The 25,813-nt window shown below is 47.9% G+C and carries 20 protein-coding genes and 1 pseudogene; 12 read left to right on the forward strand and 9 right to left on the reverse strand.

What is annotated here, in order from left to right:
* Positions 1-333: 333 nt before the first annotated feature.
* The gene (locus MiSe_RS28880) at positions 334-1,218 is read right to left on the reverse strand and encodes a helix-turn-helix domain-containing protein (RefSeq protein WP_226586966.1); all 885 of its coding nucleotides are present in this window, start codon (positions 1,216-1,218) and stop codon (positions 334-336) included.
* A 213-nt stretch (positions 1,219-1,431) separates the two neighbouring features.
* Between MiSe_RS28880 and MiSe_RS28885 the strand changes: the two genes are divergently transcribed.
* From MiSe_RS28885 to MiSe_RS28900, 4 genes are all read left to right on the forward strand, one after another.
* Positions 1,432-1,698 carry a hypothetical protein gene (locus MiSe_RS28885; protein WP_226586967.1) on the forward strand — a complete coding sequence of 89 codons (267 nt, stop codon included), beginning with the start codon at positions 1,432-1,434 and terminating at the stop codon, positions 1,696-1,698.
* A 113-nt stretch (positions 1,699-1,811) separates the two neighbouring features.
* Positions 1,812-2,693, forward strand: coding sequence for a peptidoglycan-binding domain-containing protein (locus tag MiSe_RS28890; RefSeq protein ID WP_226586968.1), 882 nt, complete (start codon positions 1,812-1,814; stop codon positions 2,691-2,693).
* Positions 2,694-2,798: 105 nt separating this feature from the next.
* Positions 2,799-3,764, forward strand: coding sequence for a chitosanase (locus tag MiSe_RS28895; RefSeq protein WP_226586969.1), 966 nt, complete (start codon positions 2,799-2,801; stop codon positions 3,762-3,764).
* The gene (locus tag MiSe_RS28900; RefSeq protein ID WP_226587022.1) at positions 3,761-3,841 is read left to right on the forward strand and encodes a peptidoglycan-binding protein; all 81 of its coding nucleotides are present in this window, start codon (positions 3,761-3,763) and stop codon (positions 3,839-3,841) included. Before MiSe_RS28895 ends, MiSe_RS28900 begins: the two co-directional genes overlap by 4 nt.
* 100 nt (positions 3,842-3,941) lie before the next feature.
* On the opposite strand, the gene MiSe_RS28905 is transcribed toward MiSe_RS28900, so the two are convergent.
* From MiSe_RS28905 to MiSe_RS28915, 3 genes are all read right to left on the reverse strand, one after another.
* Positions 3,942-4,652, reverse strand: a complete 711-nt coding sequence (locus MiSe_RS28905) for a LapA family protein (protein ID WP_226586972.1) — start codon at positions 4,650-4,652, stop codon at positions 3,942-3,944.
* 165 nt (positions 4,653-4,817) lie between these two features.
* Positions 4,818-5,435 carry a flavin prenyltransferase UbiX gene (locus tag MiSe_RS28910; RefSeq protein ID WP_226586974.1) on the reverse strand — a complete coding sequence of 206 codons (618 nt, stop codon included), beginning with the start codon at positions 5,433-5,435 and terminating at the stop codon, positions 4,818-4,820.
* A gap of 186 nt (positions 5,436-5,621) precedes the next feature.
* Positions 5,622-7,949 carry a ribonuclease R family protein gene (locus MiSe_RS28915; RefSeq protein ID WP_226586976.1) on the reverse strand — a complete coding sequence of 776 codons (2,328 nt, stop codon included), beginning with the start codon at positions 7,947-7,949 and terminating at the stop codon, positions 5,622-5,624.
* Between the two features lie 1,648 nt (positions 7,950-9,597).
* On the opposite strand from MiSe_RS28915, the gene MiSe_RS28920 reads away from it, so the two are divergent.
* Entirely contained in the window at positions 9,598-10,584 is a 987-nt protein-coding gene (locus MiSe_RS28920) for a slr1353 family protein (protein ID WP_226586977.1), read from the forward strand.
* Positions 10,585-10,714: 130 nt separating this feature from the next.
* Here the strand turns inward: MiSe_RS28920 and MiSe_RS54050 are convergent.
* Positions 10,715-12,001 (reverse strand): annotated as a pseudogene (locus MiSe_RS54050) (RNA-guided endonuclease InsQ/TnpB family protein).
* A gap of 291 nt (positions 12,002-12,292) precedes the next feature.
* Entirely contained in the window at positions 12,293-12,901 is a 609-nt protein-coding gene (gene clpP, locus MiSe_RS28940) for an ATP-dependent Clp endopeptidase proteolytic subunit ClpP (protein ID WP_226586984.1), read from the reverse strand.
* Between the two features lie 74 nt (positions 12,902-12,975).
* Here clpP and MiSe_RS28945 point away from each other — a divergent pair, with 74 nt between their 5' ends.
* The 3 genes from MiSe_RS28945 (at position 12,976) to MiSe_RS28955 (ending at position 15,963) form a co-directional block, all read left to right on the forward strand.
* A complete protein-coding gene (locus MiSe_RS28945; RefSeq protein ID WP_226586985.1) occupies positions 12,976-13,260 on the forward strand; it encodes a hypothetical protein in 285 nt (94 codons plus the stop codon).
* Positions 13,261-13,487: 227 nt separating this feature from the next.
* Positions 13,488-13,760 (forward strand): hypothetical protein, encoded by a 273-nt coding sequence (locus tag MiSe_RS28950; RefSeq protein ID WP_226586992.1) that lies wholly within the window; start codon positions 13,488-13,490, stop codon positions 13,758-13,760.
* A gap of 88 nt (positions 13,761-13,848) precedes the next feature.
* Entirely contained in the window at positions 13,849-15,963 is a 2,115-nt protein-coding gene (locus tag MiSe_RS28955) for a thioredoxin domain-containing protein (protein ID WP_226586993.1), read from the forward strand.
* A gap of 213 nt (positions 15,964-16,176) precedes the next feature.
* Here MiSe_RS28955 and MiSe_RS28960 read toward each other — a convergent pair whose 3' ends face one another.
* Together MiSe_RS28960 and MiSe_RS28965 are read right to left on the reverse strand one after the other, a co-directional pair.
* Positions 16,177-18,048 carry a peptidoglycan D,D-transpeptidase FtsI family protein gene (locus MiSe_RS28960; RefSeq protein ID WP_226586994.1) on the reverse strand — a complete coding sequence of 624 codons (1,872 nt, stop codon included), beginning with the start codon at positions 18,046-18,048 and terminating at the stop codon, positions 16,177-16,179.
* A gap of 84 nt (positions 18,049-18,132) precedes the next feature.
* Complete coding sequence (locus MiSe_RS28965) at positions 18,133-18,840, reverse strand: hypothetical protein (RefSeq protein ID WP_226586995.1); 708 nt, start codon at positions 18,838-18,840, stop codon at positions 18,133-18,135.
* 1,213 nt (positions 18,841-20,053) lie between these two features.
* On the opposite strand from MiSe_RS28965, the gene MiSe_RS28970 reads away from it, so the two are divergent.
* Complete coding sequence (locus MiSe_RS28970; protein WP_226586996.1) at positions 20,054-20,266, forward strand: hypothetical protein; 213 nt, start codon at positions 20,054-20,056, stop codon at positions 20,264-20,266.
* Positions 20,267-21,208: 942 nt separating this feature from the next.
* Positions 21,209-21,403, forward strand: a complete 195-nt coding sequence (locus tag MiSe_RS28975) for a hypothetical protein (protein ID WP_226586997.1) — start codon at positions 21,209-21,211, stop codon at positions 21,401-21,403.
* Positions 21,404-21,568: 165 nt separating this feature from the next.
* On the opposite strand, the gene MiSe_RS28980 is transcribed toward MiSe_RS28975, so the two are convergent.
* Positions 21,569-21,733: a hypothetical protein gene (locus tag MiSe_RS28980; protein WP_226586998.1), complete on the reverse strand. Its 165-nt coding sequence runs from the start codon at positions 21,731-21,733 to the stop codon at positions 21,569-21,571.
* Positions 21,734-22,104: 371 nt separating this feature from the next.
* Between MiSe_RS28980 and MiSe_RS54055 the strand changes: the two genes are divergently transcribed.
* On the forward strand, positions 22,105-22,386 hold the full coding sequence (locus tag MiSe_RS54055; RefSeq protein WP_226587024.1) for a hypothetical protein: 282 nt from the start codon (positions 22,105-22,107) through the stop codon (positions 22,384-22,386).
* Between the two features lie 863 nt (positions 22,387-23,249).
* On the forward strand, positions 23,250-25,580 hold the full coding sequence (glgB, locus tag MiSe_RS28990) for a 1,4-alpha-glucan branching enzyme (RefSeq protein ID WP_226587005.1): 2,331 nt from the start codon (positions 23,250-23,252) through the stop codon (positions 25,578-25,580).
* The last annotated feature ends 233 nt before the right edge of the window (positions 25,581-25,813 follow it).

The following is a 25,813-nucleotide window of genomic DNA, read 5'->3' on the forward strand; positions in this document are numbered from 1 at the left end:
ACAGAGTTTCTATATCAAGGCAAGATAATTTGAGAAATCTTGGCAAACTGCGGCGACGGCTCTCAAACTGAATTGGGTAAGGCATTAAGGTCGCCCCAAGGTAATGCTAACTTGTTTTTGAGATTGCCACAGATATATCAAAACTTTTAGAGTCAGATATTCGGTGTTTTTTAGTTGCTGTTGCCGATGAATTTGGGTTCAGGAAACATTTTCAACTGATGGGGCTTGTTGACAAGAATGACCCCATCTTTTTTTACCGCGAGTTGCCTCAAGAAAGCGATCGCTCTTGGCTTTTGACGGGGTTGTCACCCCGTCAGGTCAAACCAGCGATCTTTAAGCAACGAACAGGCAAGTTTTTACCTTCGTTAAATGCCAATTCTCTGGGTTCCGACTGGTTAACACTAAACAGCTGTTATGGGCAGTTTCTGCGATGCATCTGAACAGTTGACCATAACCTTCGTATCCTTCTCGATAACGACCGGCGCGATCGCGCAGGGTGTCCGTAGGACTCTCGCATCCTCGTAAAATCGACTCGACGTTATCCAGTACCAGCAGACAGCGGTGTTGCCGTAAATAATGAATCAGTCTCGCTACTCGACCATCTATAGTTTCTGGTAAATCAACCTCCTGCTGGTCAGATAGAAATTTGATCGACTCTGCCAAAATATCTTGCACGGGTGGGGCGTTGCGGAGACTGCGCCAAATCAAATACTCAAATTCACCTTGAATTTGTTCTGCCAGCTTCACAGATAGAGTCGTTTTACCGATTCCTCCCATACCCAGCAACGTTACTAGGCGGCAGCGGTCTTGGACAATCCATTGTTCCAGAGTTGTCAGTTCTTCGGTACGTCCGTAGAAAACAGAGGCATCCGGCGCTTCTCCCCAATCTTGAGATCGGATTGTTGGTTTTGGCGAGTTAGTTTCAACTATGCCGCTGACGCTTGCTTCCCTATCCTCCGCCAGTGGACCCTGTTGCTGATACAACTCAATCGCTGCCCGAAAATTACTTTTTGTTACCTTTCCAAATGCTGGTGCGAGTTTTTTACATAGCTTAGCCCCAACATTCTTAATAGATTCAGCACTATAACCGAGTTCCTTTGCCATCTCTGGGTAGGACTTTCCCTCCCACGAGCAGCGAAATACGTCCATTTCAAGATTATTCAGCATTTCTGGACGCAGAGCTGTAGTAACAATCCGTAATGCTTCTTCAACAGTCATTTATCGACAGGGTCTTATGGGTTTTTATAATTTACCATTACTTTTTATTACTTTATATCACCTTTACGGGTGACATTACAGCCCAAGTTAAACCCATAACTGATGATGATTTAACACCTTTTATTACAGCGATAATAAAAAATAAAAACTATATTTGATTTATCGAAAAATTGATTCCACAAATACTGTATGGACAGCACTAACAAACCAATTTTGTTCAAAGCAACCGTCAAGAGTATCTTTTCAAGTAAAACCTTTTGGAGTGCGGTTTTAACAGCAGTTGCTGGAATAGCCCCCATTGTCGGGAAAGCTGTTGAAGAAAAAAAACTTTCGGTCGATAACGCAGTCAATATCGTCATTATTCTGGCAAGCACTGGGACAGCAGTAATTGGAAGGGTTCAGGCAAATGACTCCTTGGTTTATACCCCAAAAGGGTTACCTGGCCCCGACAAACAAGACTGTGAAAATTTTTCATCTTAAAATGCGACCCAGAATTTCTTCAGACTGCATAAGTCCCATTGAGTTGCATCTACTAAACGTTAGGAACTGTAAACAAACTAATTTCACTCTGAAAACTCAAGCAGATTTTTTCCATGTTATTAACGGAATTTGCGCCCACACAGACAATCGCTCTTGAAGCTTTAGCCAAAGACGCCGAACTTGCCAAGCAAGTCCAAACCAATTTGATTCGTTTCGGGTTACTTGACCCGCCAGCCGATGGTAAATTTGGTCGCTTTTCCACTCAAGCGCTCAAAGAATTTCAAGCTTTGATGAAAATAGCAGAATCTGGCTTCGGCGCAGAAACGATTAAAGCACTGAGTGAAGCGAAGGAAGCAGTTTCTCTCAAATTGGGCAATGACTTTGCCAGCCGCATCATCAAGTACATGCAATATAAAGATTACTTCGTTGCGCTTGGAGAAAAACAATACAACATTGTTTATATTGAAGGCGCGGATGCTAATGGGATACCGAACGATGATGCTTTCAATCAATGGAACGACCGCCGGATTTTGATTGAAATCGTTTCTGGAACCCCAAAAATTGTTGGGAATTGGTTAGCAACAACTGAACCAGGAGACTGGTACACTCAACATCCGATGAATCCTGAAGGTGCAGCGCGAATTGCTTTTGGGCAATATAAAGCTTGGCAAGTAGGAATACATGGAACATTGGAACGGCACGAAGCGCTGGTGCAGTGTATGGCGGTTAAAGTATACCGCGATCGCAACAAAGACGGGCGTCGCACGGGTGACTCAATCGACGAGGGTTTATTCGGCATCAATCAACACTGGGGATATGACATGAGGCAGGTCGGTCGTGCCAGTGCTGGTTGTCTGGTAGGACAATCTCGCCAAAGTCACAAAGAGTTTATGCAGTTGATCAAACAAGACCGTCGCTATCAGTTAAACAGCGGATATGTTTTCTTGACAACTGTTATTGCATGCGATGATTTAGCCAAAACTTTCCCAGCTTAATCGAATTTAAGTAGACTCTGAAAAGTTGGAAATGATGGGGTTAGTTTCGTATCATTTCCTTTTCTTACACACAGATAAATTTCACTCGAAACGGGTAGAAAACCGATGCTGACAGATTTACAGAAACAAACAGCCCAAGCGAGCGTCAATATTTTTGAAACGGGCAAAGTACAAGGAGATTACTCAAATGTGACTTTTGTAGCAAGTGACCCTGGTGGTTTAACGTATGGTCGTTCTCAAACTACGCTAATGAGCGGTAATCTCTTTTTGCTGATTAAGGCTTATTGCGAGGCTGAAGAGGCAGAGTTTGCTACAGAATTGCGCGCTTATTTGTCGGCGATAGGCGCAAAAGATACCAGGATCAATCGGGATATGAATCTCCGCAGCTTGTTGCAAAAAGCAGGTGAAGATCCGGTAATGCAGGATGTTCAGGACGCTTTTTTCGATCGAGTTTATTGGAATCCCAGTGTCAAAAATGCTGAGAATATGGGTATTCAAACGGCGTTAGGCGTTGCCGTGGTTTATGACAGCGTGGTGCATGGTTCTTGGCAACTTATGCGAGATCGCACCCTCAACCAAGGTACTGTCGCTACCCTTGGCGAACAAAGCTGGATTAAATCTTACATCGATATCCGGCGCGAGTGGTTGGCAAACAACCGCATTACTCTACTGCGAAAAACAGTTTACCGCATGGATAGCTTTAAGCAATTGATTGCTAACCAAAAATGGGATTTGACTTTACCCCTAACGGTTCGCGGACTGGTTATCAGCGAAGAAACTTTGATCAAATCACTCCGGATGTCTGGTGACGACGTTGAATCCATGCGACTGCTACAATTGCGTCAGCCTTTCATGCGCGGTGAGGATGTGCGCGAGGTTCAACAGGCGCTGCGTAAAGCGGGTTTTATAGCGGATTGCAGCCTTCTCTTGTACACCTTCGACCAGTGTGCGGGCACCCTTAAGGGTGCCCGCACACTGGTCGAAACCCAAGGGCTGTACCTCACTGAATTGCAATCTGCTGTAATATCGAAGTCGATGGTATTTTTGGCTCAGATACCGATACAGCAGTGAAGCAGTTCCAACAAAATCAAGGCTTGACAGTAGACGGTATTGTTGGACAAGCAACTCTAACGGCTTTAGGACTGTAGGCGACTAACTCCTGGAGTAGGTTTTGCGATCGCACTCTGAGCAAACAAGGGAGCGATCGCTGACACTTCTGCTCATACTGTTATATTTGGAACATTTTAACTAACGCTTTTGCTTGGGAGTGTCAAATTCATCGTCGTCAAATCCCCAATCGTCATCATCATCGGATTTACGTTCCCAATCATCTACAAATTCATCTCGTTTCCGAGGGGTTGGTTCAATATCATCTAGCTTCCGAGAGGGCGGCTTAATCACGCGATAATCTGCATCGTAGACCGACTCGGTTTTATTGTAAATCGACTCGGTTTTACCCACGCCAGTATCGCCCTTGTCCCGATAACCATAGGAATAAACCGATCCCGACTGATATTTAGTTTTAGGTTCTTGGGGAAGCTCGTAAGTGGTACCAGAAGGAGTGTAATCTTGATAATTGGGAGCCTTGTAGATAGGTTCTTCCCCATCCTCCTCATCTCCAAAAAATTCATCGTCGAACAAATCATCTTCATCAGCAGAATTTGGAGTAGATTCGGTGTTGATGCGAGACTCCGAGGCGGGACGAGACTTACCCGCTTCCAGTTCGCGAATGCGAGAGCGCAATTGTTTCGCCGACAGATAGTTTGATAATTGAAACACTGCTGCCATCAGCCAAGACGTGACTAAACCTGCTGCGATCGCAAATAATATCCACATCGCTAGGGGCAATGACGCCGTTTTGATCCCCAAAAATACCATTGGCAGCACCGGCGACCAATTTTGCAGGGCAAACAGGGTCAGTCCTCCCAAAACCAATAGCAGCAATCCAAGGCGAATCATAATAGGTAATCGGTAATTGGTAATTGGTAATTGGTAATTGGTAATTGGTAATTGGTAATTGGTAATTGGTCAAAAGCCAATTTTAGATATTAATTCAATTTAAATTGCATCCAAAATCTAAAATTACCCATTACCCATTACCTATTACCCATTACCCATTACCATTTATAAATGTCCTTGCCAGCGGTTGATCGGAATGCAATCAATATCCAGTTGGTCTAAGGCACGAGCTACCACAAAATCCACCAAATCTTCAATCGTTTGGGGATTGTGATACCAAGCTGGAATTGCTGGCACAATTCTGGCTCCAGCTTCTGCCAAGGTGGTCAAGTTCCGCAAGTGAATCAGGCTAAAAGGTGTCTCGCGGGGTACGATGACCAGTTTACGCCCTTCTTTGAGTTGAACGTCAGCCGCTCGTTCCAAAAGGTCAGAACTCAAACCCGCCGCTAGCTTGGCGACCGTACTCATACTGCACGGTATCACTATCATACCCAGGGTGCGAAACGAACCGCTGGCAATATTGGCTCCCACATCGCCCCAAGGGTGGCAGCGTAGTTTACCCAAAGTTTCCACCCCAGCTTGCTGACGCCAGAATTGCTCCTGTCGCTCCGCTTCTGCTGGCATTCGGATATTCTGTTCTGCCTGCCAAACCATGTAAGTTGATTTGGAGGCAACCAGCTCGATGGCGTAGTCCGCCTCCAATAAAAACTTTAAAGTCCGCACCGCATAAATTAGACCACTAGCCCCAGAAATGCCCAAGATTAAAGGTTTGTTCGTTGTCATCAGTTATTAGCCAGTAGTCATTAGTTAGCGCCAATTGCTAGTTATAAAAATTCGGATTTGCTAATAGCTAATAGCTAATTGCCAGCTTACTAATATAGCATTTTCTGTCACATTAGCCATTAGCCATTAGCCGCTATGCATGAGATAACTAGCAACTTGAGTTACTAACTATCAACTGCTGACTATTTACTCATCTTCCAGACTAAAAAACGGAGATTCCTCTGGATCGGAGTCTTCAGCGTTACCGTTAGTATCAACGGTTACCAGGTCTATTTGCTGGCGGTAGTAATCGACGCTTTTAACTTGGACTTCTACGCGATCGCCGAGTCGATACTGCTTGCGGTTTTTGCGCCCCACGAGAGCTTCTTGCCGGGAGCGATACTCGTACCAATCGTCTTTGAGAGACGATACGTGTACCAACCCTTCCACCCGGAAAGTCTCGCTATTGGGCATCGGCACTTCCATTTCCACAAAGAAACCGTAGGACTGAACGCCGGTAATCGCTCCCGGCAAAATCTCGCCGATGCGTTCTTTCATTAACTCGGCTTTCTTGAGTCCTGCTAAATCTGCTTCAGCTTCCTGGGCTTCTTTTTCCAGCTCATTGAGCGGAACTACCACCGCCATCAAATGCTCTTCCAACTCTTGCTGTATTCCAGGCGGCAGGACATTCCAATTAATATTGCCGTGAGAGGAACTATGGCGCAAGTTGACCTGTTCTTTGGTGCGGGTGGTGCGGCTCGAGCGCCCTTGTTCAAACACCGCGTGCAAGACTCGTTGTACCAATAAATCTGCATAGCGTTGTGCGGGCGAGATGCAGTGGGTATAGCCCAGAGTCTCAGACAAACTAAAGTGGGTTCCCGCTGCGGTGCTGTAAACCGCAGGCTTTAATGTGGACTGCAACAGCGAGTTGAGGACTCTTTCCGCTTGGGTTTGAGCAAATTGCTGAATAAATCTTTGATAATCTTGGGGCGTCACCGCCTCTTCCTGCTCAAGCTGTAATTCCAACCGGAGATTGCTCGCCAATTTGATCAATTCTTGAACGTCATCGAGATCGGGAGCGGGTTGAACCCGGTACATCGCCGGTATCGAGAGCGCTTTCAAGTGGTGAGCTACTACCTCGTTAACCAAGATCATTAAATTTCGGATCGTCGAGCGCGCTGGTTGGGAGGATGATTCTACTACTGCCGCGATCGCTCCTTCATCGTTGAAGTGGGTATCTTCTTCGGGTAGGTTCAACTCAAAAGCACCCCGCTGCTGCCGTTGTTCCTTGACTGCCGTTGACAGGACTAACAATTGATCGAGAGTGGCAAAGACGGGAGCCAATTCCTTGAGATCTGCCGAAACACCTTTATCGTGACGCTCAAGAATTGCTTTTGCCTGGGATTCGCTCAGTTGATAGTCTACCTGGATGATAGTCGGTTGAATCTCGAACTCCACCACTTGACCGAGTCTGTCTAACGTTAACAGGACGGAAATTGCCAGATGGTCTTGTCCCGGTAGCAGCGAGACTTGTTGCAGCAGCGATGGCGGTAGTTGAGGCAATAGGGTTTCGCCTAACACCACGCTGGTGCCCCGTCGCTGCGCTTCCCGATCGATGGGCGAGTCGGGTTCGACGTATGTGGCTACGTCGGTGATGTGGACGCCGATGCGCCACCGTTCGGGATCGATTCTTTCCAAGGTCAGCGCTTGTTCTACCAATGAGAATTCCAAGCCTTCACCGTTTTTTATGTTCGCCTCGCTGGCAATTGTCAGGGTAACCAGATGGCGCAAATCGAGGCGATTTTTCAGGTTAATTTTGCGGATTTTGGGGAAATCGAGTTCAGATGCCGCTGCTAGCACCGCGTTGGGGAAGTTGCGGGGTAAATCGTGCTTGCAGCAGACGATATCGATATCGGCGGCGGCTTCAGCGTCGCTGCCCAGTACTTGGGTGACGCGACCAATGGGGGGATTTTGTCCCAAAGGATAGCGCAGGATTTCCACATCAACCAAGTGATCGATTGCTTCTGCCAAATTTGTGCCATTTGACTGAAGTTCGAGTTCAAATAGCAAGCGGTCATCCAAGGGAACCGCCCGGTAGCCGGAAGCAGTTTGTTTCACCCGCGCTAGCACGCTGGGATGGGCGCGCTCTAAAATTAGTCGTACTTCTCCTTCTGGAGAGCGCCGCCGGTTGCCTTCTTTGGTAATTTTTACCAATACGCGATCGCCATTCCATGCCGTCGATAAATTGCTTTCCCGCACGTATATATCTGCCGAGCCCTCCACATTCTGAATCGCAAAGCCAAACCCTTTACTAGAACAGCGGAGTTTGGCTTCCACCACACCTTCCTCTATTACCCGGCGATACTTGCCCCGCTCTTTCACCAAAATGCCAATTTTTTCCAGCGCGTCCAGAGTAATCTGTAACTTTTCCCGACTCGATTCATCTTGGCATCCCAGTTTTTTTTCTAAAAATTTGGCAGCCACCAGTTTTTCTTCGGTGAAATTATAAATCAATGTAGCGATTGAAAATTCCATGAAGCGACTTAGTCCTTAGCGTCTAAATTATGTTTTTTGACCAGGATCTCATCTAACACAGCCCACTCTTGCCCTTTGCGGCTTCTGGCTAATTTTAAATTTTAGGATTGGGAATTTAGAGCATGGTTTAGAGAAATTGAAAATTGGAAATGCGTCGGCTTTCCAGTTTTTTTGCTTCCTTCTTTCCATTTGCCAATTCTTCAATTTAAAATTGTTGATGATGACCCAATATTCAAGCCACGATTTTTTGCCCCAGGCAGGCAACAAGCGGTTGCATTTTGGTTAGTCTCATGGTTCTGGTATCCCTGGAGTGTTGCAAGAACGGTTTGGTGCGGCGAGGGTTGGTCGCCCAAACACCCCAAGGATATTCTTACCTTCGATCCACTCATTGGTTGGATTTTCCCACTTTTTGATGCAATCAGTTTCCTCGACTTTGGGGAAAGGAGAGGAAAGGTGTGGGTAAACCCTTACTCCTTAGGTTTTGCAAGTAGGTGAGAGTGAAGTTGAGGCATAACAGAGGTTGATAAATCCGAGCTTCTTGTTGGTGGAGATACAAGATATCTTGGTGAAGTACCCACCACTAGACGCGAAGCGCGAGTGGTTGCTCTCCAGTTTAATCCGCCGTTGCCACTTTAGGAACTCTTGCGAGTCCGCAACTGAATGCGGTGATGGTATTGTACGGCGAAAGGAGGTCTTACTAGGTTTTCCCAGTTTTACCTCCGGTATACCTTGAGGTATACAACCAAGCATCGCCCGTCTTTGGGAGGCAGTAAAAAAGAACCAGAGACTGTTCGCGTTTGGGTTGCATCTAGAAAGATCCAACTTTGGAGCGAATCGCACGCCCAGGCGCACCCAGCAACGATCTAGGGTGAGAACCCACAACTTGCCCATGTCTGGCGATACGTTGCCGTACATGGAACTACCCAGAGCAAAGGGCTGGCGCTTTAGCAATACGTTGCTACTCTGGGAACAGACACGTTTTAGGCATCTGGTGCAACGCGTTATCCGTTCAGGTTGGCAAGAAGTTCGCGCTCTTAGCGCGGTGGGTTTCCGGGCATTCAGCCAAGTGGCTTAAATGAGCCGTGCCGATGAACAATCCTTTTATTATTGTGACATCCTCCACCCCCAAATCAAAGATTATGGGGGTGGCTCAAGAGAATCACTTCTAGGAACTTCCTGTCTGCAAGAACTGACCCCATCCAACATCTAGAGTATGCTTACCCAGCATTCCCTTAGCCATAGCTTTAAGAGTAAATATCATCCCTGCTTGGTAAAAAGCACAATTTAGTAAACGGTTAATTTTAATCGGATTGACCCTTAGGACTTACGCAAAGAAACAAGGGTGATATGAAAAATCCTTGGTTTGGCAATCAGAGATCGACGGTGGAAACCGGGTTTCTAGGCTCGTGGTGCGTAAGTCCTGACCCTCATAAAATTAACCTGAGGCTGTCCATGCACCCATCCCCAACCCTTACGGGTATGGAGGTGACACTATAGCCCCCTCAGGCTCCCCTATTGAGGTAGGTTTAAACCAGGCGCTACGTGTACAGCTATTCGCTCAAGATTTGACTAGGATCTAAACTGATGCGAAGCTTTGGCGAGTCTTACCCTAGGATTTTTAGCAGTGGGCTACAAGCCCAGCCATATTATGTTTACTCAATTGCAAGTGCCCTATTCCACCACCAGTCTGATTTCCGAGTTAATTACCATTGAAGGTGGCAAGTATGTTGTGAGAGCCAGTGTTCTGATTGAAGGTGTAACCCGCGCTACCGGCTTAGCTGCCGCCGATACAATTGAACAGGCAGAAGACCGCGCTAGAAAAAGGGCGCTGGAAGTTTTGGGAATTGGCAATTTGATACCGGCACAGCCAGAGTTTGTTGATACCTCCCTCGCCGCCAGCGAAGGTTTGGGGCAACCCCAGACATATCCGGCAAAGGAACCGGCGTTCTCGCGGCATCCGTTCGAGCCAGACAACTTTGGTCGTATTTCTACGGATACAAGTTGGTTAAACGATACATCCCCAACGGCCTCTTCAGATCTAACCGCACCTGTAGTACCATTGGAGGCGGTTGGAGTTGCTGATGAATTTATTCCCGATTGGCAAGGGAATGCTTGGGTCGAGAATCCGGGAGCAGACTCGATGCCGACACTTGGGGAAGATTCCTTGCCAACGATTTCTTCTTCATTTAAAAAGGTAACGCCAATTCGCTCCCGTCGCCATGACCCAGATCAAAGCGGAGTTCAACCCCTGCCATCTTCCGCCGAAGCGCCGGATTCGTTCGAGAAGCTAACAGAGGCAACCGATCCTGTAGATTTATCCGATCAGCTGGCGAGGATCAAGAGCGAACTGAAGCGTTTAGGTTGGAGCGACGACCAGAGAAACAAGTTTTTGGAGCGTACCTATAATAAAAAATCCCTGTCGCTGCTTAACAAAGAAGAAATGCTGGAATTCCTAGAATATTTGCAATCTTTTGCCAAAATCGATCTGGAACTCAAGCGCATCGGGTGGACTCCAGAGAAGGGAAAGGCGCACCTGCTGCAAACTTACGCCAAGGGATCGCGTTACCAACTATCCCCGCAACAATTAGGGGAATTCCTACAGCACCTAGAACTTCAACCCGACCCCATATCATAGTTAAAAAAAATCAGGACTGTTTCTGGCGGCGGACTCTAGTTGCTTGCGCCACGATTTTTCACAGAAACTTTGGTGTTTGCGTCAGTCCTGAAAATAAGAAGAGCTTTGAATTAATTCAAACCTCTGTGAACTACCTACGCTGACCTTCGGTACAGCGTAGGTTTCCCAACTGATTGGGGATTGCCTGAGACTTCGTGGATTTTTTACGTCCAGAAGACTGCGGACTTACATCCCCTCCTTGGGCAGAAGCGCACGGCAGTCGCTCCACTTGGGGAAACCCCAAGACCGCGCTGCCTCTAGTTCCTAACGCCCATAATCGCAATCCTTCATTTCTGATATTTATTGCCGCGTTGATGTCTCTATCGTGCTGCGTTTGGCAGTGTGGGCAGTCTACAAACCTAATACTCAATGAATCATATCCATTTTGTAGCATTGGGATTGGTAGTATAGTCTCACGTGCATTGTTGAGAATATCGGAATAAACGCCCTATTTTTTGATAGGTATGCCCAAACTTTTCAGCGTATTTAAACATGGTTAAAAACATTCCCCATCCTTGGTCGCTAATAGCTTTTGCTAAGTTAGGGTTTTTAACCATATTCTTAACTGCCAAGTCTTCTACACAAATCACTTGGTTTTCCTATGCCCGGAAAGCGAGATAGCTTGTGGAGAAAATCCTCTCTAACTCTAGATATTTTGCTATAAACTCTTGCAACTAAACGTTTAGCTTTACGACGTTTGTTAGATGTCTTATCATTTTTTCTAGATAACTTCTTTTGCTTACGCTTTCTATTCTTCTCTAGCTTTGCCAATTGTTTCTTTGGTAGATCATACTTTGAACCGTCAGAAGTTAATGCAAAATTTTTTAATCCAAGGTCAACTCCAATAGCTTCATTAACTGCAACTACTGGATTGTCCTCTTGATTAAACAAAATAGAAGCGTAGTATCTACCGTCTGCATTTTTCCCTCTGGTTACAGTCGTGAATTTTGCATCTGGTAGTTCTTTGTGAAACACGGTTTTAACCATGCCCAAATTACCAGGAAACTTGAGCGCTGAGTCTTGTGGCATCAGTTTCACGTTTTGAGGATATTGTATTGATTGTTTACCATGTTTGGATTTGAAGTTGGGATATTTAGCACGTGCTTCAAAGAAATTGACAAACGCACTCGAAAGATTGAATGTTACACGTTGCAATACTTGACTGTACGCCAGTCCTAACCATTCATATTCTTTTTTTAATCCGGGCAACAACTTGTCCATTGCAGCCGAAGATGCGCCCCTTACCTGTTTCTTTATATGCAGTGGTTGTTGCATTAAGCATATAATTCCACAACCATCTTGTATTGCCGAAACATTGAGCTAGATAAGATTCTTGCTCGTTAGAGGGATAAATCCTGACTTTAACTGCTCTGTACATGGTATCGACCCTTTACCGTGTTTCGTTATTCCTGATAACATAAATACTCAAGGCTATGAACAATAAACAAAAATTTGTTCGTTTCCGACCTATTCCCCGACCTCGCTATCGCATCGGTCGGGGAATTGTCGTCAACTCACGCGCAATTGATCTCACGCTCCCCTACCCTTGTGAGACGTGAGCCTTCTTGCTGTTTAAGGTAAAGGGCGATTCGCCCCCAGGGCGTTCGCGTCAGCTAGGGTTGAGCATATCCGCTGCGCCCAATCGCGCCGCTCTCAAATCAAAACTTTGTTAGTTGACAGCTGCGATCGGTTTGCTGCCGGTAGCACGCCGGTCAATCACCTGATCGATTAAACCGTAGTTTTTTGCTTCTTCTGCCGACATGAAGAAGTCGCGCTCGGTATCTTGCTCGATTCGTTCCAGGGGTTGTCCGGTGTGTTCTGCCAGCAACAGGTTCAGGCGGCGCTTGTGATACAAAATTTCTTTTGCCTGAATTTCAATATCGGTTGCTTGACCTTGGGCACCGCCTAAGGGTTGGTGGATCATCATGCGAGAATGGGGCAGACTCATGCGCTTGCCTTTTGTCCCGGCACTTAGGAGGAAAGCACCCATACTCGCTGCCAACCCAGTACAAATCGTACAGACATCAGGGCGAATTTGCTTGATAGTGTCATAAATCCCCATCCCTGCCGTCACCGAGCCACCCGGAGAGTTGATATATAGGTAAATATCTTTTTCCGAGTCTTCCGAGTCTAAAAACAGCAACTGGGCAACGATCAGGTTAGCGAGGTCGGAGTCAATTTGTTTGCCTAAGAAGACGATCCGCTCCCGCAAAAGCCGGGAATAGATATCAAAGGCGCGTTCGCCACGACCCGATTGTTCAATAACGGTAGGAATCATGGGCTGGAAGCATCTTGCGTAATTTTTCTTAATTTTATCGGTTTGAGCTAGCCAACGCTAAGGCGGTTATCCGAATGTTGCCATTGTCGCCTGTGGGTGTGACAACCGTCCGGTTGGGTGAGTCTAAAGGACGACGCGCGATTGGGCAAGGCGGATATGCCGACCGCACGCAATCGCGTTCGCCCTGCGGGCGAATCGCACCACCGAATCGTACTTTTAAAATATCCTTGGCATTGAGACGAGTCTGCCATGTTGGAAAAACTCCTGCCAGCTGCAATCCTCACATTCATGCTCAACCAGATCGCGGTAATCGATTCCCCTCACCTACCCCAGATCCCCTCAACATCTTTTTGGTATAAAATCTTAACAAAAAAGGTGATGTTAATACAGCACCTTCTTTTGCCAATAAAGTATTAACTCAAGTTGCTAGTTAAATCCCTTGGTGCTGGTAATAGGTAATGGCGTTCCCAGGCAGGAGCCGTGTCAGGGTAATTGTCAAGAGGTAGACTGAGTCAATAATCCAATTACCAATTTCACAACTATTCACTAGCAAATTGCGTTATTAATGGAAAATCAGAGGTTAATTATGACAACAGAATTTAACGATTTAGAAATCCTGGCTCAACAGAATATCGACTTACAATCAAGCAAGGATATGCAAACATGGGAGTATCAGGATGCTTCTCTTGAAGAAATCGTAGATTTACTAGAAGAAGTTAGCGAACCGTTTGCCCTATTAGCATCGAGTTTGCCGCCACAGCTGCAACAAAGCGCGAGAAAAGAAATCGAGTTTTTGACCTCGCTTTACCAACAGCGCCTGGCAAAACTTCAGCAAGGCATTAAGAGCACTTCACCTTAGCTCTTGAGGTACAGGCATCGCTCTACCGGGCGCGCTAGAGTGCCAGAATAATATCGGCAATCATACGGAATTGGATCAACTATTTCCCATGACCAATCGCCTTGCTCAATCTCAAAGCCTTTACCTTCGCAAACACAAAGAAAACCCGATTGACTGGTGGCCTTGGTGTGACGAAGCTCTCCAAACTGCGCGGCAGTTGAACAAACCGATTTTCCTCTCTATTGGCTATTCCAGCTGCCACTGGTGTACCGTCATGGAAGGGGAAGCTTTTTCCGATGCTGCGATTGCTGAGTACATGAACGCCAAATTTCTCCCGATCAAAGTAGACCGGGAAGAACGTCCCGACCTCGACAGTATTTACATGCAGGCTTTACAAATGATGATCGGGCAAGGGGGATGGCCTCTCAATGTGTTTTTAGAACCATTAGACCTGGTGCCTTTTTACGGTGGCACTTATTTTCCCCTGGAACCCCGCTACGGACGCCCTGGCTTTTTGCAGGTGCTAGAAGCGATTCGTCGCTATTACGATACGGAAAAAGCCAAGGTACAGTCAATTAAAGAAGAAATTCAAGGTTACCTGCAACAGGCAGCCGTGCTTGATCCGGCGGGACAATTGAACGCGAGCTTGCTGCGCCAAGGTTTGGAAACAAATACTGGGGTCGTTAGCGCCCGTGGGCATGGCCCCAGTTTCCCGATGATGCCTTATGCTGAAGTTGCCTTGGAAAGCGTCCGCTTCGCTTTACAAGACACCAAATACGATGCCTTGCAGGTTTCTACCCAACGCGGGTTAGATTTGGCTTTGGGGGGCATTTTCGACCATGTAGGAGGTGGGTTTCACCGCTATACGGTTGACCCGACTTGGACAGTCCCCCATTTTGAAAAGATGCTCTACGATAACGGTCAGATTGTGGAATATCTGGCTAATTTGTGGAGTTCTGGGGTAACCGAACCGGCGTTTGAGCGAGCGATCGCCTATACGGTAAAATGGCTCAAACGCGAAATGACCGCGCCTGAAGGTTATTTTTTTGCTGCTCAAGACGCCGATAATTTCACCAATCCAACCGAAACGGAACCCGAAGAAGGTGCTTTTTACGTTTGGAGTTATAGCGAACTAGAAGCGTTACTCACTCCTGAAGAATTAGCCGAACTTAAAGCTCAATTCACCGTCACTGCTGATGGCAATTTTGAGGGTAAAAATGTCCTGCAACGCCATCATACCGGAAAGCTGAGCGATACTTTAGAAACAGCTTTAGCGAAGCTTTTTCAAGTCCGCTACGGTACGGCACCTGAATCTTTAGAAACTTTCCCACCTGCCCGCAATAACCAGGAAGCTAAAACTGGCAACTGGCTCGGTCGAATTCCACCAGTGACCGACACTAAAATGATTGTGGCTTGGAATAGCTTGATGATTTCGGGACTAGCTCGTGCTTATGCGGTTTTTGGGCATCCCGAATATCTGGAAATTGCTGCCAATGCGGCTAATTTTATTGTCAATCGCCAGTGGGTTGATGGCAGGTTCCACCGACTTAATTACGAAGGTCAACCAGTCGTCTTGGCTCAATCTGAAGATTATGCTTTCACGATCAAAGCGTTGCTGGATTTACATCAAGCTTCCCTGGTAATAGGTAATGGACAAGAAAATGCCAATTCCCCATTACCAATTCCCAATTCCCAATTACCCAATTCCAACTTTTGGTTAGAAAAAGCGGTGCAAGTTCAACAAGAATTTGATGAATTTCTCTGGAGTGTGGAACTGGGGGGATATTACAATACTGCCAGCGATGCTAGCGGCGATTTATTGGTGCGGGAACGCAGCTATGTGGATAATGCGACGCCTTCGGCGAATGGGGTAGCAATCGCAAATCTAGTTTGTCTTGCCTTACTAACCGAAGACTTGGAATATCTCGACAAAGCAGAGCAAGCATTGCAGGCTTTTGCCAGCGCCATGAACCAATCTCCTCAAGCATGTCCGAGTCTGTTTACCGCCTTAGATTGGTATCGCAACCACATTTTGATTCGCACCACAACCGAGATGTTAACTTCTCTCGTAACTCAGTATTTTCCCACTTCCGTCTACGCCTTAGAACTCAATCTCCCAGAGGGAAGTGTAGGGTTAGTTTGCTCTGGACTCACCTGTTCTGAACCCGCAACCAGTGTTGAACAAATGTGGGAACAAGTTCAACAAATTGGCACGAGGGCATAGGGCAATAACTCAAGTTGCTAGTTATAAACTTGCTAATTGCTAATTGCTAATTGCTAATACAGCATTTTTCCTAACACTAGCCATTAGCGATTAGCCATTAGCCATTAGCCATTAGCTCCAGCTTTGAGATAACTAGCAACTTGAGTTAATAGCAGATTGCAGATTGCCGATTTAATTTCAATCTAAAATCTGCAATCTATAATCTAAAATTCCCTAATCCTGAGCTTCTAGTGGCTGACTGGGTGGAATTTGCTCGATTGCCATCAGCGCTTCCATGACAGATTTAACAATGGGTGCGGTGACGTTAGAACCAAAGGCTTTTCCCTGGGGTTCGTCCACGACTGCTACGACTACGTATCGCGGGGAGTCAACGGGAACAATCCCAACGAAGCTGGTAATTCTGGCAGTTGCGGAGTAGCCGCCGCTGGGGCTGGCTTTTTGGGATGTGCCGGTTTTGCCTGCAACGCGGTATCCAGGTATTTGCGCGACCCTGCCGGTGCCGTTTTTGACAACGGCTTCCATCATCTCCAGTACGGCTTGGGTTGTTTCTGAGGAGAAGACGGGGCGGGGAGATGGTAAGGTGGGTTGCCAATACAGCACCCCTTTGCTGTCAGTTAGCCCCCGCACTACGTGGGGACTGACCAGTTTGCCGCCATTGGCGATGGCACCGTGCAGTTGCAATAGCTGAATCGGTGTGAGGGAAAATCCCTGACCGAACGCGGCAGTTGCGGCATAAATTCGGGATGTTGTAAACGACTCTTGACTTTGCAGCGAGCCAGCAGCTGAAAACGGTAGGTCTGTTTCCACCGCTTGCCCAATTCCCAGGCGTTCCAGCCAGCCGTAGAAGGTTTGGCTGCGCATTTTTTCTACGATGTGTACCATGCCCACGTTGCTGGAATTTGAGATAATTTGGGTGATGGTCAAAAGGCCGGGACTGCCGCGTTCTTCAAAGTTATAGTTGGAAATCAGAGCGGAACCGACGGCGATTTGACCCTCGTCGCGGATGACGGTATCGGGTTTGATCGCGCCAGCTTCTAAAGCGATCGCTACGTTGATCGGTTTAAAGGTGGAACCAGGTTCGTAAAGGTCTGTGAGCGCCCAGTTTTTGAACAAACCCACATCGTACTTGTAGAACTGGTTCGGGTCGTAGGAAGGCTCAGAAACCAGTGTCAGCAAAGAACCATTCCGGACATCCATCACCAGGACTGTACCGCGTTTGGCGTTAAACTGATTCATCTGTTGTTTGAGCGCAGCGCGAGCTGAGCGTTGCAGTCGGCTATCGATGGTCAGCTGGACTCGTAAATCGTCAAAGTTCGTCAAACCCTCTGGAAAGCCAGAGGGAACCAAAGCACCGTTTCCAGAGCGGTTTAGCCGCACCGAACGAACAAAGCGTTCCAGCAGTTTTTCCTGGCTGTATTCCACCCCCGCTTGACCTTTGTGATCGACGTTGACGAAGCCGACAACATCGGCGGCGAGTTGCTGCTGGGGGTAGAGGCGCGAGTAATGTTTGACTAGCTCGATGCCATCTAAGCGCAAGGCAGAAATGCGGTCGGCAACTTCTTCTGACAAAGAATTTTCAATCCGGACGCCAGTTGCAGCCGTATTGAACTGCTTGAGAAGTTTGTCGGGGGTGCGTTTGAGCAAGGGAGCCACAGCAGTCGCGATCGCTTCTTTTGGGGCTTTAAACAGTCTGGGATGGGCGTACAGGCTGTAGGCAGGTCGATCCAGCGCCAAGACGTTGCCGTTGCGGTCTAAGATCGAACGGCGCGGCACAAACGGACGTAGAGAAACCATCTGCTGCTGTTGCGCCAGACTTCGCAACTCCGACCCGCGAATAATTTGCAGGCGATACAAATTCCAGCCCAGCGCCAAAGAGCTAACTAGCAGTACGCCCCAGACTAATACAAGTCGCAAAGGAGATGCCTGTTGGGGTAGATCGAGTTGTTCCTCTTTTGAAGATGGCTCTGCCAGAGGTTGTTGCTTTTCTTTTGCAGCCAAAGGTGGTTGACGACGCCATTGCAGAAGCTCAGGCGAGTTGCTCCGTCGTCGAGGATAGCGAGAAGAGGGAGGGTCGGCCTTAGCCATAGCAAAACCCCATTAAAGCGATTTTAGATTTTAGATTTTAGATTCGCGATCGAGGGAGCCATCTCAAATCTAAAATCCAAATTTCTAGTATCCCACTGGTGTGGGTGCGAGCTGCTGTTTGGCAGCTGGATCGATCGCCCTTGTGGAACTGGGGGTAGATTTGGGCTGCTCTTGTGCTGGCTGCAAAAATAGGTTGTTGTTTGGTGTTGCGGGAACCAGCCCCGTATCTTGTTGTTCGGCTTGATCGGCTAGCTGATTTTTCAAGACTTCACTCGCCGCCGTCAGTTGCCGTTGTTGGAGTTGTAAGGTTTCGAGTTGGCGGTATTCTCGGTTCCACAATTGCTGGGTGTAGACCGTCCCGCCATAAACTGCGAGGGTGGCACTTACCAGGAAGAACGTTACCACCGACGAGCGGCGCTGCCATCGGATCAACCAGGTCAACCAAACTGGCATTGATTCCGATTGGGGTACGAGTTTAGCAGTTTCCCCATCGGTTTTAGACAACCGCAATTCGCCTGCCAAGGCGCTCTCGCGACGCGCCATTCCTTCTCTCCGGTTAGCCTGTCTTCTTTGCCCCCTCCGAGCGCTTTTTAGCTCCATTCCTGCTTCTGGCGCTTTTGAGGGAAATTGTGGCTGTGGCGTCGTACCAGAGTCAGCAATAACTTGGGCTGACTCTAATCGGGCGGCAGAAAGTCGCCCCATGCCCACTTCCGGCAATTTAATTGAACTAACCATTCTGCTTCTGGATGGGACGGTTTTAGCAAAAACGGCGTATTTAGGGGCCATCGACATAAACTTCACCTTTTGGGTTAATTAGCACGTGCTAGCAGCGTCAACTCTTGCTTTAGCAGCTTCTATAGGTTCATTATCGCTGTCCTGGCATTGCCGCTCTCCCAAGCTGTCACGACTGTTCCTCTTCGCCAAATACTTACCGTGGTTTTGCAGCTAGATGCCCGTATCCTAGCACAAGGCAAGCTTTCAAATCGAGCTGGATTGACGATGCTTCAAAATCCTTTAATAATGATGCTATTTGTCAAATTATGCCAATTTTTAGGTTTCCAGTCCCAACCTGACCCATGAGTGGCGCTTGGTGTGGTCAACACAACCAGGAGCTTGACTAAATAACTCAAGTTGCTAGTTATCTCTCTGGGAGCGGCTAATGGCTAATGGCTAATGGCGAGATTGGTAAAAATCCTATATTAGCAAGCTTGCAATTAGCCATTAGCAACGCCAAAGTTTATAACTAGCAACTTGGGTTAAATAGCAAAATACTTGGCTAAAGTTACTCATAGTTACTGATGGCGATAGTGTTGACTTTATGTTTGGTTTGTAAACCACAGCCGCGGCAAAACTAACCAGCGTGTAAAAAGGTCGTAGGTTTGACCACGATTTTCGCTAAATAGGTGTAAAAAAAAGGTTGAACAATCGCTCCGGGGCGGGTTTTACCTGCCAGACCCCTGGTTTCTCTGCCCAAAAAAAATTTTGGCGCCAGGAAACAGATATACGTCGAAACCCGGTTTCTCAGCCAAGACCCCTGGTTTCTCTGCCCAAAAAAAATTTTGGCGCCAGGAAACAGATATAGGTCGAAACCCGGTTTCTGGTATCGTTAAACCCGCCCCTACAAAAAAACAGTTACTCATCTGAAAATCGCGTCAGGCTCACCCGAATTTACGCCTGTAGACAAGAAGGAGCCGACTCCCTTGGTGCCAGATATAAGCAGACTTTCTAGAAATTACTTATAGTTGAATGGTGAACTTTAGATAAGTTTAGCCAAGTTTTGTAGAGAACAGAGTTGGACTAAATCGCCAAAAACTCGCTCAAACTTACTCATAGCTCCCGCTCTTGAGTAAGTCGCTCCTGTTGACTAACTCAGATCTAATCAGATTAAAGCCGAAAACCAAGGCCAAACTTTCTGGTTTGTAAACCACGACTGATTTAAGACTGGCAAGCCTGTAAAAAGGTCAAACAGGAATCCACGGTTTGTTAAATATGCTGAAAATAGCGGTTGAACAATATTCAAACGCTTCAGAACCAAATAGACCAGGCTTTGGTGACGCTCCAAAACCTCCCTTCTGGTAGGTTTTGGCTGACAAGTCTTCCCAGCTTGGAACTTCCGCAAGCGGTACTCGTATTCTTTCCCGCTACAGCCGTTTATAGTCAGGGCAAGCGTCCAAGCGACTTGAATAGTTTAAAAACCATTCTTCCGCTAGTTCCATGAAGATTTTACCCACAAGTGGCAGTATCGATATACGACACACTTCCTTATGTCACCCCCTATCCTCAGTTGTCAAAGTACTGTTCGGTGACCAGCATTTTCGGCTATTGCCACCTGATAGAATGATAGCAGCTATTCGCCGCATATTGTCAGATGGATACCAGAAAGTTAACGATCGTAATTGACGTGATAGAGTTCAACTCATTGGAAGAGTACTGTCGCAAAAAAGGCAGAAACAAAACCGATGTACTTAGGGAGTTTATCAGGTAGAAATAAGACCGATGTACTGAGGGAGTTGATTCGGAGTTGGCCAGCCGCAATTAGCTGCGAAATGAGCAATTTTTGCGCTGTCCCCACTCCTTTTTTAGGCGTAGCAGTAATTCAGTCGGGGGACGCGCAAAAATTGCAGAGCCATTCATCCCACTCCCCATTGCGGACGAGACGTGGGGATGAAAGGCGGGCTAAGCTAAGGTGGCATCTGCCTGTGAGAAAGGGAGCAAAGCACCATACCCAAAGGGTTGGTGGGGGGTGCAGACACCAGGTTCTGTAAACTGCCTAAAAATTCCACGACTTCAGTGGTAGAAATTGAACAGATGAAGTATTGTTATAAACCATGACGAGACGCGCTTGCACCAGAGTCGTTGACGCAGGGGATGTAGCGCTACCGGGACTTTTAAGTCCAGTCAAGGCGCAACCCTGCTAGAATACTTTTCGTCAGTACAAGACAATAAAACCTACCTCCGGACTGGGGGAAAGTTTACGACCGAGGAGCTAGTTGCAAGACTAGGATAGCAGCCCGCCTGAGGGTAAAAGGATTGCGCCCGGTAACCTGAACACTCAGGGTATTAAGGCTGAAAAGTCTTAAGAATCCCCGCACCAACAGGCGCGGGGAGTGTCAACATCTAGCAGATTAAAGTTACTCTGCCATCATCGCAAGAGGAGTGTATGAACAACAAAATCCTTAGTTTGCTTGTAGGTCTCGGTTTAGCCGTCTCGTTGGGAGCTTGTGGAGGAGGCGGTGGGGCGCCAGAAGGAGGCACAACTCCCGCTTCTCCCGCCGCCACAACGCCAGCTAAACCAGCAGCACCAGCAGCTACGCCTGCTCCGAAGACCCCTGCACCTGCTGCTACTCCTAAATAACAACGCGTTCAGCTGGCGGAAGCTGCGCGTCTCCTTCGGAGAAGCGCGTAGGTTCTCCGACTGGAGAATCCCGCTCCTCACCTCCCACCTGGCTCAGTTGGCTAAGCTCGGCTTAAAAGTCTGAGTTAAAGAGGGATAATAAACGACTCAACTGGCTATTGCTCCTCACTGCCTGACTGAGTTTGTTAAACAAGTCCGTTCTGTTGCTTTGGTACGCGAGGCGCATTCATTAGCTAAAGCGTGCCCTAGCCTCACACCTAACCGATAGGGAGGTGTTGAGCTTTTGACTAGCAGTAGTTTTCCTCCACCAACATCGACAAAAGCTGACATTTTGTCGATTGTTTTTGTAGCAAAAATAAATGAACTACCCGCTCTGACTTTGTTGCAGGGGGGGGTTCTACGTCCTGCCCAGTAAGTGCGTGTTTCTGACGCTCGCTCGAAGAAGACGCTGGCTTTGCTCTGACACGGAGAGGCAAAGCGAAAGAAGTGTCTGAAGACTCTTGTTAAGGAACGTCCGTCTAAATTTAGAGCGAGTAGGGAGAGCTGCTGCCGAATTTACGCTTGGGGACTGTTGGAACCGACTCCCGTGCCAGCAGCAAGTCAAGCCGACAAAAGTCTCATGGTTGGCTTTCATCCCCTTTGACAGAGCAGATTCTCCTAGATCGCCGCTGGGCGATCGCCTGGGAAAAATTATTAACCAGATGAAAAATGTAACTTTTTACGTTGGCGTTTTACAATTTTTGCTTGCCTTGCCGCCACCAGAGGATACGCCGGAAGAAGTGTTGCGGACGGAGATTATTACAGAAGCGCGATCGCCGATTGATGGCAAACCCCTGACGGCGGCGCAATACGCCCAATTAATAGCTCAGCTGGAAGGTCGTCAACCCCCAGACCCCCAGGTTAACCCAAAACTGCGCGAGTTAATTTTTCTGCTACGCCTGCGTCATCAGATGCGTCAGATTCTTCCTTTTGTGGACTTTTGACGCTATTCTGGCTTTGAAGTAGGTAAATTTTTGGCTCACCTGAGCCGGATAACAGGATATATTATCTTGCCCGGTGCGATCGCGCTTTGATCGGCAACCTGCGAGAGACCCCAGGCGCTTTCTTTGCAGCCTGGGGAGGGATAGGAGGGTCAATCCCGGTGGCGATTGACAATCTCACAGAAACTGGCGCCAGAATGTCAGCACCCCGCTCTCCCATACGCGGCGGCTCACTGCCCCAAATCTTTAGATAGCTGAAGGGCATAAGTCCCGGCAACGGGGAAACGAAGTTATCGGCAAGCGAACAAGCGTTCCTACCTACGAATGCTTCCGCCAGTTTGAGCTGCTAGAACTCGGTCGTTAAACAGTCTTACTCGGGGTAAGACAGTGGGACCGAGATAGTACCGACCGATAACCTTGGCGAAAGCGTTGCGGAACGCGATAGCGTTCGCCTAACTTTCGCCCCAAATGGGTGTTTTTGGGGAAAACCATATCCCCAGGACGGGCAACCATATCCCTCCACCCCCAAAAGGGGACGGCAATTAAAATTGCTCGTATAATATTTCATCCCCCACTTAAAAGATGGGTGGCGCTCCATACTCCCGGAGGTTTAAGGTGAGGCATGGTAGAACAAGCATTCCGATATCGTTTTTATCCCACCCGATCCCGTTGTAGGGTGGGGAAGATGTCATTGTGACATTTATCACCAACTGGTGCGCGACAACACTTGTTATCCACCCCCGGCAAGAAACGTATTATCGGATCGCGATGAAAATAGTTAAAAAAATGTATATAAATATAAAGTGCTTTCAACTCGCTTGAACCCATAACCCCGATCAGTAAATCCAGTTTAGGTAGGTAGCCCCATGTCCATGACCGTCGCGACCGAGCAAATTGACCGGATAGTTTGGAACCAGCATCAAGACCCGTTTGAAGTCCTCGGCCCGCATCTGCTCGAACAGAATGGCAAAGGAGCCAAGTGGGCAGTACGAGCCTACTTACCCAATGCTGATGCGGTAGTGGTGATTCTTCCCGATAAGCGCAAAGAATATCCCATGCAGTCGGTGCATCATCCCCATTTCTTTGAATGCACGATCGAAACGCCGGAACTGGCAAACTATCAGCTGCGGATTAAAGAAGGCGACCACGAGCGCGTCATCTACGACCCCTACGCCTTCCGCTCTCCCGTCCTGACGGACTTTGACATTCACCTGTTTGCCGAAGGCAATCACCACCGCATTTACGAGAAAATGGGCGCCCACGTCACCGAGGTGAACGGCGTCAAGGGAGTTTACTTTGCCGTTTGGGCACCCAATGCGCGTAACGTTTCATTGCTGGGCGATTTCAACCAGTGGGATGGTCGCAAACACCAAATGCGGAAGTTTGGCAATGGGGTGTGGGATCTGTTTATTCCCGGTGTGGGATATGGCGAACACTACAAGTACGAAATTAAAAACTGGGACGGTCACATTTACGAAAAATCCGACCCCTATGGGTTCTACCAAGAAGTCCGGCCTAAAACCGCTTCCATTGTCGCCAATTTGGATTCCTACACTTGGAACGATGCCGATTGGATGGAACAGCGGCGTCACACCGACCTCCTGACTCAGCCGATTTCTGTCTACGAATGCCATTTGGGTTCTTGGATGCACGCTTCCTCTGCGGAACCTGCCAAGCTGCCAAACGGAGAAGAGGAGCCAGTAGTAATTGCTGCCGAACTCAATCCGGGAGCGCGTTTCCTCACCTACCGGGAACTGGCTGCCAAGTTAATTCCCTACGTGAAAAATTTGGGATTCACCCATATCGAGTTACTACCCGTTGCCGAACACCCGTTTGATGGGTCTTGGGGTTATCAAGTCACGGGATTTTATGCCCCCACATCTCGCTTCGGCAGTCCGGAAGACTTTATGTATTTTGTTGACCAGTGCCACCTAAATGGCATTGGTGTCATCGTTGACTGGGTACCGGGTCACTTCCCCAAAGACGGTCACGGTTTGGCTTTCTTCGATGGGACTCACTTGTACGAACATGCCGACCCCCGCAAGGGCGAACACAAAGGTTGGGGGACTTTGGTGTTTAACTACGGTCGCAATGAGGTGCGGAACTTCCTGGTTGCCAATGCGGTGTTCTGGTTTGATAAGTACCACATCGACGGGTTCCGGGTGGATGCGGTGGCTTCGATGCTGTACCTCAACTATTGCCGTCCCGATGGGCAATGGGTAGCTAACGATTACGGCGGTTGTGAAAATATCGAGGCGGCTGATTTCATCCGCCAGACGAATCACGTTCTGTTTTCCTACTTCCCTGGCATTCTGTCTATTGCTGAAGAGTCTACCTCTTGGCCTATGGTGACTTGGCCTACCTATGTGGGGGGATTGGGCTTTAACTTGAAGTGGGATATGGGCTGGATGCACGATGTCCTGGACTATTTCCACATGGACCCCTGGTTCCGCCAGTTCCATCAGAACAACATCACCTTTGCGATGTGGTATCACCACAGCGAGAACTTCATGCTGGCGCTGTCTCACGATGAGGTAGTTCACGGCAAGAGTCCGATGATTGGGAAGATGCCGGGAGACAGGTGGCAGAAGTTTGCTAATGTACGCGCTCTTTCCACGTTGATGTGGGCTCACCCTGGCAAGAAGACGATCTTCATGGGGATGGAGTTAGCTCAGTGGAGCGAATGGAATGTCTGGGGCGATTTGGACTGGCATTTGTTGCAGCACGAGCCGCACCAACAGATGCAAAAGTTCTTTAAAGACTTGAACGAACTGTATAGAGGAGAACCAGCGCTGTATACGGCAGATGCTGGGTTTGATGGGTTTGAATGGATTGACTGTAACGACAACAGTCACAGCATTGTCTCGTTTATCCGTCGTGCCAAAGATTCTGATGAATACGTTGTTGTGGTGTGCAATTTTACACCTCAGCCTCACAGTCACTACCGGGTAGGGGTTCCGGATCATGGTTTCTATACGGAACTGTTTAACAGCGATGCTGGTCAATATGGCGGCAGCAACATGGGCAATTTGGGCGGTAAGTGGTCGGATGAATGGTGGTATCACAACCGTGCCTACTCGATCGATTTGTGTTTGCCACCTTTGGCTGTGTTGATTTTGAAGTTGGATCGGGAAAAGACAGCAGCAGCGCTGAAAGCAGCTGAGGAGACGCTGGATGCGGAAGTATCGGCGGAGTAATACAATCAGGACTTAGGCAAATCACCAAAGTTTCTCGGAAAAATCGTCGCTTTGTCACCAGAGATATGCCTCCCTTCCGCACTCGCGTTCGCAGCCAAAAAGTAATTGCTAATTGCTAATTGCTAATTGGGAAAAAGCCCCTACAGGTCGTAATTCCGATGCCTAAGGAAACGATATAAGTCCTGACCTAGCTAAAGCCCAAAGAGCAGTTTCAGAGGGAAGTTGCCCCGCAG

It is taken from the genome of Microseira wollei NIES-4236 (assembly GCF_020521235.1).
Lineage (GTDB): Bacteria > Cyanobacteriota > Cyanobacteriia > Cyanobacteriales > Aerosakkonemataceae > Microseira > Microseira wollei.